Raw genomic sequence first — 2,629 nt, 5'->3', positions numbered from 1 at the left:
GTAAGCGTACGGCGAACTCACCTTCCGAACTCCAGCATTAAGGGCGATGGTGTCCGCGTATTTTTAAGCGGACGCAATCACCCTTATCGCCAGGATTTTCATGCGCCAACGAAGCTCTTATCCGAAACCGTTCAAAGCCCAGGTCGTTCAGGAATGCCTGCAACCTGGGGCAACCGTGTCGAGTGTTGCCATCAGCCACGGCATCAATGCCAATGTCATCCGCAAATGGATGCCGCTCTATCGAGACCAGCCCGCAGCGACTTCACTACCGGCATTCGTTCCGCTAAAAGCCGCACCTAAACGGCCAGCCGAAGCGTCAGTGATCATCGAGTTGCCCATGGCCGGCCAAGTGATCACAGTGAAATGGCCAACCTCAGATCCCGAGGGCTGCGCGCAATTTATCCGGGCTGTGGCTCAATGATCCGCATCGATGCGATCTGGCTGGCCACCGAGCCGATGGATATGCGCGCCGGTACCGAAACCGCATTAGCCCGGGTGATCGCGGTGTTCGGTGCGGCAAAGCCGCACTGCGCTTATCTCTTCGCCAATCGCCGGGCTAACCGGATGAAAGTGCTGGTGCACGATGGCGTGGGCGTTTGGCTTTCCGCGCGGCGCCTGAACCAAGGCATGTTTCACTGGCCCGGCATTCGCCACGGCTGCGAGGTCGAACTCGACAGCGAACAACTCTAGGCGTTGGTACTGGGTTTGCCGTGGCAGCGAGTCGGCGCGAGTGGCGTGATCAGCATGCTGTAATCGCCGGCCATTTGACCGGTCTGCTTGTCGTCGTTTCGGGCCTGCTCTGGCACAATCGGTGGCATGACTTTCTCGCCCAACCTCGACCAGATGACCCCGGAACAGCTTCGTGCCTTGGCGGCACAGGCGTTGCAGTTGCAGTCCCAAGTCGAGGCGATGAGCAGAAAGATCCAGAACGATGAAACCATCATCGAGCAGCTCACTTACGAAATTGCCCTGCTCAAACGCCACAAGTTTGCCAAGCGCAGCGAGCAAATCAGTCCGGCGCAAGGCAGCTTGCTGGATGACCTGCTCGATACAGACCTTGAAGCTATCGAGGCAGAGCTTAAAGAGCTCCTCCCAGCTTCGTCACAGGCCGAGCCACGGCAATCCCCCAAACGTGCGCCATTGCCACCGCAGTTTCCACGCACGGTGATTCGTCACGAACCGGAAAACACTCAGTGCGCTTGTGGCTGCCAACTTCAACGCATCGGCGAAGACGTTAGCGAGAAGCTGGATTACACGCCAGGCGTGTTTACCGTCGAGCAGCATGTACGTGGTAAATGGGCCTGCCGTCAGTGCGAAACACTGATCCAAGCGCCGGTGCCAGCGCAGGTTATCGACAAAGGTATCCCGACCGCAGGCTTGCTGGCCCACGTAATGGTGGCCAAGTTTGCCGATCACTTGCCGCTGTACCGGCAGGAGAAAATTTTTTGGCCGCGCCGGGCTGGCAATCGCTCGCTCGACCTTGGCCCAGTGGGTCGGACAAACCGGTGTGCGGCTCCAACCGCTTGTCGATGCACTGCGTGAAGCCGTGCTGAACCAAGGTGTGATTCACGCTGATGAAACACCGGTGCAAATGCTTGCGCCGGGTGAGAAGAAAACCCACCGAGCCTATGTCTGGGCCTACAGCACGACGCCGTTTTCGGCGCTCAAAGCTGTGGTTTACGATTTCAGCCTAAGCCGTGCAGGCGAACATGCGCGCAACTTCCTGGGCGACTGGAACGGCAAGTTGGTCTGCGATGACTTCGCTGGCTACAAAGCAGGTTTTGAGCAAGGCATCACTGAAATCGGCTGCATGGCCCACGCCCGTCGCAAGTTTTTCGACCTGCATGTTGCGAACAAAAGTCAGTTGGCCGAACAAGCGCTGCACTCGATCAGCGGCTTGTACGAAGTCGAGCGCCAAGCGCGGGACATGAGTGATGAAGATCGTTGGCGAATACGTCAGGAAATGGCGGTACCGATCTTCAAAAAACTGCATGACTGGATGTTGGCCCAGCGCGACTTGGTGCCCAACGGATCAGCCACGGCCAAAGCTCTCGACTACAGCCTGAAACGCTGGGTAGCGCTGACGCGCTACCTGGACGATGGAGCTGTGCCGATCGATAACAATCAGGTCGAGAACCAGATACGGCCATGGGCACTCGGGCGCTCGAACTGGCTGTTTGCCGGGTCGCTGCGCAGTGGTAAACGGGCGGCTGCAATCATGAGCCTGATCCAGTCGGCACGCATGAATGGGCATGATCCGTATGCCTATCTCAAAGATGTGCTGGCGCGGCTGCCGACACAGCGGGCCAGTGAGATCGGGCAGTTGCTGCCGCATCAGTGGGTGCCTGCCTAACTTACGCAAGGTGAGTTGGGCGGACGCTTACATATAAGCCTCGTCCAGCAACGGTTGGGCATAGGCAATATCGCTGGCTTGCCCGCCTGAAAGCAGGAAACGCAGCGGCAAACCATTGGCGTCGCACAGCATGTGGATCTTGGTCGTCAGGCCGCCCCGACTGCGCCCGAGCGCGTGGTCTTGCGGCTCTTCAGGCCCCCCTTTTTTCCGGCGCCTGATGAGGCTCGGGTGGCGCGAACGGCAGTGGAGTCGATCATCCAGGTTTCCAGATCGATC

General features: G+C 58.7%; 3 protein-coding genes and 2 pseudogenes. 3 read left to right on the top strand and 2 right to left on the bottom strand.

The genetic code is table 11. The features are described 5' to 3' along the window. Positions 1 to 100: 100 nt before the first annotated feature. Positions 101 to 421, top strand: coding sequence for an IS66-like element accessory protein TnpA (gene tnpA, locus NTD86_RS08525; protein ID WP_080589852.1), 321 nt, complete (start codon positions 101 to 103; stop codon positions 419 to 421). Beyond that, positions 418 to 690: an IS66 family insertion sequence element accessory protein TnpB gene (gene tnpB, locus NTD86_RS08520; RefSeq protein ID WP_262201756.1), complete on the top strand. Its 273-nt coding sequence runs from the start codon at positions 418 to 420 to the stop codon at positions 688 to 690. Before tnpA ends, tnpB begins: the two co-directional genes overlap by 4 nt. On the opposite strand, the gene NTD86_RS08515 is transcribed toward tnpB, so the two are convergent. Then, positions 687 to 818, bottom strand: a complete 132-nt coding sequence (locus tag NTD86_RS08515; RefSeq protein WP_262201755.1) for a hypothetical protein — start codon at positions 816 to 818, stop codon at positions 687 to 689. The genes tnpB and NTD86_RS08515 overlap by 4 nt on opposite strands. On the opposite strand from NTD86_RS08515, the pseudogene tnpC reads away from it, so the two are divergent. Beyond that, positions 817 to 2,353: pseudogene (gene tnpC / locus NTD86_RS08510) on the top strand (IS66 family transposase). The gene NTD86_RS08515 and the pseudogene tnpC overlap by 2 nt on opposite strands. A 39-nt stretch (positions 2,354 to 2,392) precedes the next feature. Here tnpC and NTD86_RS08505 read toward each other — a convergent pair. After that, positions 2,393 to 2,629, bottom strand: a pseudogene (locus NTD86_RS08505) (transposase); the annotation flags it as partial.

Origin of the sequence: Pseudomonas sp. 7P_10.2_Bac1 (genome assembly GCF_025465935.1) — a bacterium.
Classification (GTDB): Bacteria; Pseudomonadota; Gammaproteobacteria; order Pseudomonadales; family Pseudomonadaceae; genus Aquipseudomonas.
This window is presented reverse-complemented; position numbering and strand designations above follow the sequence as displayed.

Bases quoted from the DNA above. Each gene is read 5' to 3' on its own strand.
- tnpA (WP_080589852.1), top strand. From the start codon at position 101: ATGCGCCAACGAAGCTCTTATCCGAAACCGTTCAAAGCCCAGGTCGTT.
- tnpB (WP_262201756.1), top strand. From the start codon at position 418: ATGATCCGCATCGATGCGATCTGGCTGGCCACCGAGCCGATGGATATG.
- NTD86_RS08515 (WP_262201755.1), bottom strand. From the start codon at position 818: ATGCCACCGATTGTGCCAGAGCAGGCCCGAAACGACGACAAGCAGACC.